Genomic DNA, 7678 nt, shown 5'->3' with positions numbered 1-7678 from the left:
GGTGGGTGGGAAGAAATCAGCGGCGCTTGCCGGACGGACGGCCCCGCCCGCGGCCACGCGACGGCGGCTGCCGCCGCGGCCCCGCGGACCGCACCGTGCGCTGCCCGACGACCCCACCGGCGGCAGCCGGCTCCGGGTCGTCGTCCGGCACGGTGTCCTGCGGCTCCGCGTCGTCCTCCGTACGCCCGGCGCGCGCGTCCGCGGCCCGCCGTGCGGCGACCCGCTTCGTGTGCGCCCTGATCTCCGGGTCGCGCTCCTTGAGGTCCACGACCAGCGGAGTGGCGATGAAGATCGACGAGTACGCACCGGCCGCGAGGCCGACGAACAGCGACAGGGCGATGTCGTTGAGCATGCCGCCGCCCAGCACGCCGCCGCCGATGAACAGCAGCCCGGCGACCGGCAGCAGCGCCACCACCGAGGTGTTGATCGACCGCACCAGGGTGCCGTTCAGCGAGCGGTTCGCCAGCTCGCGGTAGCTGAACCTGGTCTGCTTGGTGATGTCCTTCGTGGTCTCCTTCAGACCGTCGAAGACCACCACCGTGTCGTACAGCGAATATCCGAGAATGGTCAGCAGACCGATCACCGTGCCCGGCGTGACCTCGAAGCCGACCAGTGCGTAGACGCCGACGGTGATCGTCAGGTCGTGGATCAGCGCGATCAGCGCGGCGACCGCCATTCGCCACTCGAAGGCGATGGCCAGATAGATCACCACAAGGACCATGAAGATCCATAGACCCTGCCAGGCCTTGTTGGCGATCTGCTCACCCCAGCTCGGCCCGACCAGCTGCGCGTCGATCTTGTCGGAGGGGACGCCGACCTCCTCGGCGAGCGCCTCGCGCACCTTGTCGGACTGGCCGGTCTCCACGCCGCTGACCTGGACCCGCAGCTTGTCGCCGCCGACCTCCTGGACGATGGCCATGTGGCCGGAGACCTTCTCGGCGGTTTCCTGTGCCTGGTTGACCGTCACGCTCGACTTCGGCGTGGTGAAGACCGCGCCGCCCTCGAACTCGATGCCCATGTTGAGCCCGCGCACCAGGAAGCCGGCGACGGCGATGATGGTGATCAGGATGGAGACGCCGTACCAGAGGAACCGCTTGCCGACGAAGTCGTAGCCGATCTCGCCGCGGTGCAGCCGGGCGCCGATGTTTCCGAGCTTCGACATCTCACGCCTCCTTCGGGTCGATGGGGCCGGTGGCCGGCGCGGAGCGCCGGCGGCCGCGGCGGAGCGGCGGATCCATCCCCAGGCGCTTCGGATCGAGCCCGGACCAGGGATGGCCGTCCGCGAAGAACGGCTTCCGCGCCAGCAGCGTCATCAGCGGCTTCGTGAAGAAGAAGACCACCACGACGTCGAGCAGGGTCGTCAGACCCAGCGTGAAGGCGAAGCCCTGCACCTTGCCGACGGTCACGGCGAAGAGCACCGCGGCCGCCAGGAACGACACGAAGTCGGAGACGAGGATGGTGCGCCGGGCCCGCGGCCAGGCACGCTCCACCGAGGGCCGCAGCGTACGGCCGTGGCGCAGCTCGTCCCGGATGCGTTCGAAGTACACGATGAACGAGTCCGCCGTAATACCGATCGCGACGATCGCCCCGCAGACGGCCGGCAGGTTCAGCGCGAAGCCGATGGCCGGGCCGAGCAGCGTCATGAGCGTGTACGTCATGATCGCGGAGACGATCAGCGAGGCGATGGCGACGAGCGCCAGGCCCCGGTAGTACGCGACCAGGTACACGATCACCAGCGCGAGGCCGATGGCGCCGGCGATGAGGCCGGCCTGCAGCTGGTCGCTGCCGAGGGCCGCGGAGACGGTGTCGACCGAGGCTTCCTCGAAGGACAGCGGCAGCGCGCCGTACGAGAGCACGTTGGCCAGCGAGTCGGCGGTCTCCTGGGTGAAGCTGCCGGAGATCTGCGCGTTGCCGCCGGGGATCGGCTTGTCCACGGAGGGAGCCGAGATGACCTCGCCGTCGAGCTCGATGGCGAACTGGTTCATCGGGGGCTGCTGCTTCGACAGGTCGGTGGTGACCTTGGTGAACTTGCCGGTGCCCTTGTCGTTGAACTGCATCTCGACGATCCAGCCGGCGCCGCCCTGCTGGTCGAAGGTGGCCTGCGCCTTCTTGATGTCGACGCCCTCGACCTTGACCGGGCCGAGCGCGTACTTGGCCTGGCCCTTCTCGTCACAGGCGACGACGCTCTCGCTGGTCTTGGAGGCGGCCACGTCCTGGCTGGCCTTGGAGCGCGCTTCCTGGGTGGTGCAGTTCAGCTTCTCGAGCTTCTTCGCCAGGTCGCCGGGGACGCCGGGCGGCTGCGGCTGCTGCTGCGGCAGCTGCGCCTTCTTGGCGGCCGGGTCGGCGTTGGTCAGGCCCTCGCTGAGCGCGCGGCCCTGCTTGGTCTCGCTGGCGGAGGGGCTCGGCGACTTCTTGTCGTCGCCCTTGCCGTTGCCCGACGCGCTCGGCGACGGGTCCGGCTTCTTCTCCGGCTGCTTCTTCGGGGCCGCGTCCGCCACCGTCAGCACCGGGCGGAAGTACAGCTGCGCGGTCGTGCCGACCTGCTCGCGCGCCTGCTTCTGGTTGGTGCCCTTGGGGATGTTGACGATGATGTGCCGGTCGCCCTGGGTCTGGACCTCGGCCTCGGAGACGCCAAGACCATTGACGCGGCGCTCGATGATCCCGACCGCCGTGTCCATGTTCTTCTTGTTGATCGCGCCCTTCTTGCCGGCGAGCTCCTTCGCCTCCAGCGTGATGCTGGTGCCGCCGGCGAGGTCGATCCCCAGGCGCGGCGTCTGCTTCGGGGCAAAGAAGATTCCCCCGGTCAGCGCGACCAAGGCGATGAGCATGAAGACCAGCGTCCTGCCTGGCCTGCCCTGTGCTCCCCGGGCCCTCTTCTGACCCCTGTTCGGTGCTGCCACCTTCTCGTTTCTCCTGTCCAGACCCACGCCGCGGAGCTGCTCGCCGCGCGCACGCGAAGTTGTGCCGTCGCTAGGACGTGCCTATGGAGCCTAACCGCCCGGGAGCCCGGGACGGGCTGCCCCGGCAGGCGGCCCTTGGTCGGGCGCCACCGGCGCGCCCTTCTTCCGGGCCCCGGGGAAGCTCCTCGGCTACTTCGCGGCGGAGCCGCCGTCCTGCTTGCCGTCCTGCGCGTCGGCGTCGGCGTCGTCGGCGGAGCGCTTGCCGAGGTCGACGCTGTCGTCGCCGGCGTCCGCGGTGGCCGTCTCGTCGGTGTCCACCGGGTCGGTCAGGCTGGAGGCGTCGTCAGGAGCGGCGACCTCCTCCTCCGGCGCGGCACCGTGCACGATGCGGTTGTACTCCGCGTCGTCGAGGACGGCACCGATGGCGTTCTTCGCATAAATCGCGTGTACGCCGGGGGCGACCTCGAGCGTCACCGCCTCGTCCTGGACCTCCTTGACCACGGCGTACATGCCGCCGATCGTCCGCACGCCGGAGCCCGGCTGCATCGATTCCCGCATCTGCGAGGCCTGGCGCTGCTTGTTCTTCGCCGACCGCGTCATCAGGAACATGGCCCCGATGAGCACGATGAACGGCAGGAGAGTCACGATATCCACGGTGTCCGGAATTTCCTTCGCGCGACCGCGTCGTCAGCGGCCTGATTTAGGGGGTGTGCTGCGGGCTGGTGCCGTCCGAATGTGCGGATGGCGTCGGCGGAGTCTAAGCGAGTCCGCGTCTGATGGACAACGACCAGCATGGCATTACCGTTCCTGCGGGGGCGAGTCCCCGCGCCGGACCGGGTTTCCGGGGCAGCGTCTCACTCTTTCTCGTTACTCGTCGAACATGGCCTGCTGCACACCGTTGGCCTGCGCCTGGGGCGGTACGAGCCCGAGATGGGTCCACGCGGCCGGGGTCGCGATCCGCCCGCGGGGCGTGCGCGCGAGCAGCCCTTCCCGTACGAGAAAGGGCTCGGCGACCTCCTCCACGGTCTCGCGCTCCTCCCCCACCGCGACGGACAGGGTGCCGAGGCCTACGGGCCCGCCGCCGAAGAGCTTGAGCAGGGCGCTGAGCACGGCGCGGTCGAGGCGGTCGAGGCCGCGCGCGTCCACCTCGTAGACATCCAGCGCCTTGGCGGCGATGTCGCTGGTCACGGCGCCGTCGGCGCGGACCTGGGCGTAGTCGCGGACGCGGCGCAGCAGGCGGTTGGCGATCCGCGGGGTGCCCCGCGAGCGGCCGGCGATCTCGGCGGCCCCGGCCGGGTCGACGGCGACGTCGAGGAGGCCGGCGGAGCGGTGCACGACCTGCTCCAGGTCGCCGGACTCGTAGAAGTCCATGTGGGCGGTGAAGCCGAAGCGGTCGCGGAGGGGCGGGGGCAGAAGTCCCGCGCGGGTGGTCGCGCCGACGAGGGTGAAGGGCGGGAGCTCCAGCGGGATCGCGGTGGCGCCGGGGCCCTTTCCGACGATGACGTCGACCCGGAAATCCTCCATCGCCATGTAGAGCATTTCCTCGGCCGGCCGCGACATCCGGTGGATTTCGTCGAGGAAGAGCACCTCGCCCTCCTGGAGCGAGGAGAGGATCGCGGCGAGATCGCCGGCGTGCTGGATGGCGGGGCCCGAGGTGATCCGGATCGGCGCCGCCATCTCGGACGCGACGATCATCGCGAGGGTGGTCTTGCCGAGGCCGGGGGCGCCGGAGAGCAGGATGTGGTCGGCGGTGGCTTCTCGCTGGCGGGCGGCCTTGAGGACGAGGTCGAGCTGCTCGCGGACCCGGTGCTGGCCGATGAACTCGGCCAGCGACTTGGGGCGGAGCGCGGCCTCGACGGCGTCGTCCTCGCGGTCGGCGACCGCGCCCACGAGGCGGCTGTCGTCGCTTTCACCATGCATCGGGTCGGTCACCTCGGGATCAGCGCGCGCGGTTCAGGGTCTGGAGGGCGGCCTTCAGCAGGGTGCCCACATGCGGGTCCTGGCCCTCGGCCTGGGGGGCCACCGCCTCGACGGCGGTCTCGGCGTCCCGCGGGTTGTAGCCGAGCCCGGTGAGGGCCGCGTGCAGCTGCTCGCGCCAGCCGGGGGCCGCGGCGGCCGCGCCCTGCCGTACGACATGGGCGCCCGTGCCCAGGGGCGCGCCGAGGCGGTCCTTGAGCTCCAGGAGGAGCTTCTGGGCGCCCTTCTTTCCGATGCCGGGGACGGCCGTCAGAGCCTTCTCGTCGCCCGTGGACACCGCGAGTCGGAGATTGTCCGGCGAGTGCACCGCCAGCATCGCCTGCGCCAGCCGCGGGCCGACGCCGCTCGCGGTCTGCAGCAGCTCGAAGACCTGCCGCTCGTCGTCGTCCGCGAAGCCGTAGAGGGTGAGGGAGTCCTCCCGTACGACCAGGGACGTGGCGAGCTTGGCCTCCTGGCCGATGCGGAGGGTGGAGATGGTGTTCGGCGTGCACTGGACGGCCATACCCACGCCGCCGACCTCGAGGACGGCCTGGTCGGGGGCGATGGCGGCCACGGGGCCGCTGACAAAGGCGATCAACGGACGGAGCCTTTCTGAAGCCGGGTCTGGAGCGCGGCGGCCTGGCGCAGCCGGTCCTGCGCGGGGGCGCGCCAGATATGGCAGATCGCGAGGGCCAGGGCGTCCGCCGCGTCGGCGGGCTTCGGCGGCGCGGCCAGCCGCAGCAGGCGCGCGACCATGGCGCCGACCTGGGCCTTGTCGGCCCGGCCCGAGCCGGTGACGGCGGCCTTCACCTCGCTGGGAGTGTGCAGCGCGACCGGCAGCCCGCGGCGGGCGGCGCAGAGCATCGCGACAGCGCTGGCCTGGGCGGTGCCCATGACCGTGGCCACATTGTGCTGGCTGAAGACGCGCTCGATGGCGACGACATCGGGCCGGTGCTCGTCGAGCCACTCCTCGAGGCCGCGCTCGATGAGCAGCAGCCGCTCGGCGATGTCCGCGTCCGCGGCCGTCCGCACGACGCCGACGCCGATCATCTTCAGCGGCCGGCCGGCGGTGCCCTCCACGACGCCCACACCGCACCGGGTCAACCCCGGGTCAACCCCGAGCACTCGCACCGCAGGCCCCCTTCGCCGACAACGTTCCTGCAGGCTATCGGCTCGTACCGACAATGGCGGCGGAGCGACCCGCGGGCCCGGGCGCGGACCGCCCGAGCCCGCCGCGCGGCGTTACGCGTCGACCTTCTCCATGACCTCGTCCGACACATCGAAGTTGGCGAAGACGTTCTGCACGTCGTCGCTGTCCTCCAGCGCGTCGATCAGCTTGAAGATCTTCTTCGCGCCTTCCTCGTCCAGCTCCACCTGCATGGTGGGGACGAAGTTGGCGTCCGCCGAGTCGTAGTCGATTCCGGCGTCGACCAGGGCGGTGCGCACCGCGACCAGGTCGGTCGCCTCGCTGATCACCTCGAAGGACTCGCCGAGGTCGTTGACCTCCTCGGCGCCCGCGTCGAGGACGGCGCCGAGGACGTCGTCCTCGCCCAGCTCGCCCTTCGGGACGATCACGACGCCCTTGCGGTTGAAGAGGTACGACACCGAGCCCGGGTCGGCCATCGAGCCGCCGTTACGGGTCATGGCGACGCGGACGTCGGAGGCCGCGCGGTTGCGGTTGTCGGTGAGGCACTCGATCAGGACGGCGACGCCGTTCGGGCCGTAGCCCTCGTACATGATCGTCTCGTAGTCGGCACCGCCGGCCTCGAGGCCGGCGCCGCGCTTGACGGCCGACTCGATGTTCTTGTTCGGGACCGAGGACTTCTTGGCCTTCTGGATGGCGTCGAAGAGGGTGGGATTGCCGTCAGGATCAGCGCCCCCGGTCCGGGCGGCGACCTCGATGTTCTTGATCAGCTTGGCGAAGAGCTTGCCTCGCTTGGCATCGATCACGGCCTTCTTGTGCTTGGTGGTTGCCCACTTTGAGTGGCCGGACACGGCAGTGCTCCATTCAACGACGCGTAAGGGGTCCTGACTGAACGACGCGATCCTACCGGGATCCCGTCACTGTGCGTCGCGCACCATCGCGACGAACAGCTCGTGCACCCGGTGGTCCCCGGTCAGCTCCGGGTGGAACGAGGTCGCCAGCAGATTCCCCTGCCGTACGGCGACGGGATGCCCGTCGACGGTGGCCAGCACCTGCGCGCTCGCGCCGACCGACTCCACCCACGGGGCGCGGATGAAGACGCCCTCGACCGGGCCGCCGTCGATGCCGTCGACGTCGATGGCGGCCTCGAAGGACTCGTTCTGGCGGCCGAAGGCGTTGCGGCGGACGATCATGTCGATGCCGCCGATGGTCTCCTGCCCGGAGCGGGGGTCGAGGATCTTGTCGGCGAGCATGATCATGCCGGCGCAGGAGCCGTAGGCGGACAGGCCGCCGTGCACGCGCTCACGGAGCGGCTCCATGAGGCCGAAGATGTGCGCGAGCTTGGACATGGTCGTGGACTCGCCGCCCGGGATGACGAGACCGTCGACGGCCTCGAGCTCCTCGGGGCGCCGGACGCTCGTCGCTTCCACGCCGGCCTCGGTGAGGGCGGCGAGGTGCTCGCGGACGTCGCCCTGGAGGGCGAGGACGCCGATGCGGGGTGCGGACAAGGTGTACCTCTCGTACTACTTCGGGGTGCCGCGCTTCGCGCGGATCGCGCCTGGCGGCGCTCGGCCTCAAACGCCGGACGGGCTTGATTCGGCGCAGGTCAGGCCAACATCAAGCCCGTCCGGCGTTTGAGGACGAGGCGCGGAGCGCCGATACGGGGGCCCGGGGGCGG

At 70.5% G+C, this 7678-nt stretch carries 8 protein-coding genes; all 8 read right to left on the bottom strand.

Annotated elements, in window-relative coordinates; genetic code table 11:
- Nucleotides 1-16 precede the first annotated feature (16 nt).
- The 8 genes from secF to pdxT all read right to left on the bottom strand — a co-directional run bounded on the left by secF (nucleotide 17) and on the right by pdxT (nucleotide 7508).
- Nucleotides 17-1162, bottom strand: a complete 1146-nt coding sequence (gene secF, locus G5C51_RS37890; RefSeq protein WP_165244758.1) for a protein translocase subunit SecF — start codon at nucleotides 1160-1162, stop codon at nucleotides 17-19.
- 1 nt (nucleotide 1163) lies between these two features.
- Nucleotides 1164-2900: a protein translocase subunit SecD gene (secD, locus tag G5C51_RS37885; protein WP_165244756.1), complete on the bottom strand. Its 1737-nt coding sequence runs from the start codon at nucleotides 2898-2900 to the stop codon at nucleotides 1164-1166.
- A 189-nt stretch (nucleotides 2901-3089) separates the two neighbouring features.
- Complete coding sequence (gene yajC / locus G5C51_RS37880) at nucleotides 3090-3554, bottom strand: preprotein translocase subunit YajC (RefSeq protein ID WP_338118455.1); 465 nt, start codon at nucleotides 3552-3554, stop codon at nucleotides 3090-3092.
- Nucleotides 3555-3767: 213 nt separating this feature from the next.
- Nucleotides 3768-4820, bottom strand: coding sequence for a Holliday junction branch migration DNA helicase RuvB (ruvB, locus tag G5C51_RS37875; protein WP_165244754.1), 1053 nt, complete (start codon nucleotides 4818-4820; stop codon nucleotides 3768-3770).
- A 19-nt stretch (nucleotides 4821-4839) separates the two neighbouring features.
- Nucleotides 4840-5454, bottom strand: coding sequence for a Holliday junction branch migration protein RuvA (ruvA, locus tag G5C51_RS37870; RefSeq protein WP_165244752.1), 615 nt, complete (start codon nucleotides 5452-5454; stop codon nucleotides 4840-4842).
- Complete coding sequence (ruvC, locus tag G5C51_RS37865) at nucleotides 5451-5987, bottom strand: crossover junction endodeoxyribonuclease RuvC (RefSeq protein ID WP_165244750.1); 537 nt, start codon at nucleotides 5985-5987, stop codon at nucleotides 5451-5453. The genes ruvA and ruvC overlap by 4 nt, the downstream gene beginning before the upstream one ends.
- Nucleotides 5988-6098: 111 nt before the next feature.
- Nucleotides 6099-6851, bottom strand: a complete 753-nt coding sequence (locus tag G5C51_RS37860; protein ID WP_165244748.1) for a YebC/PmpR family DNA-binding transcriptional regulator — start codon at nucleotides 6849-6851, stop codon at nucleotides 6099-6101.
- 66 nt (nucleotides 6852-6917) lie between these two features.
- Nucleotides 6918-7508 carry a pyridoxal 5'-phosphate synthase glutaminase subunit PdxT gene (gene pdxT / locus G5C51_RS37855; RefSeq protein WP_165244746.1) on the bottom strand — a complete coding sequence of 197 codons (591 nt, stop codon included), beginning with the start codon at nucleotides 7506-7508 and terminating at the stop codon, nucleotides 6918-6920.
- Nucleotides 7509-7678: the final 170 nt, after the last annotated feature.

Source organism: Streptomyces coryli, from assembly GCF_011044975.1.
GTDB classification, from domain to species: Bacteria; Actinomycetota; Actinomycetes; order Streptomycetales; family Streptomycetaceae; genus Streptomyces; species Streptomyces coryli.
The sequence above is the reverse complement of the archived record's forward strand: the minus strand, read 5'-3'. Positions and strand labels throughout refer to the sequence as shown.